Origin of the sequence: Nocardioides oceani (assembly GCF_030412965.1) — a bacterium.
In the GTDB taxonomy this organism is placed as follows: domain Bacteria; phylum Actinomycetota; class Actinomycetes; order Propionibacteriales; family Nocardioidaceae; genus Nocardioides; species Nocardioides oceani.
Genome location: NZ_JAUHJQ010000276.1, coordinates 1 through 220, shown reverse-complemented (window position 1 = coordinate 220; position 220 = coordinate 1). Strand labels below are relative to the sequence as shown.

The window sequence follows — 220 nt, the reverse complement described above, 5'->3', positions numbered from 1 at the left end:
CCCGACGAGGTCGTCGCCACGGCGGGCTGAGCGGCCGGGCCGGACTAACGGGCTGACCTCCGGCGTTCTGCCGGTGTGAGGACGTACGACGCGGTGGTGGTGGGAGCCGGGCCGGCCGGCCTGTCCGCCTCCCACCACCAGCGCCGGCTCGGCCTCGACCACGTCGTGCTCGACGCCGACGCCGCGCCCGGTGGCGCCTGGCAGCACCGGTGGGACTCCC

Annotated in this window: 1 protein-coding gene; it reads left to right on the top strand. The window is 77.3% G+C overall.

Going from position 1 to position 220, the window contains the following annotated elements:
* Positions 1-75: 75 nt before the first annotated feature.
* A partial coding sequence (locus QWY28_RS24865; RefSeq protein ID WP_300955411.1) for an NAD(P)-binding protein occupies positions 76-220 on the top strand: 145 nt, incomplete at its 3' end.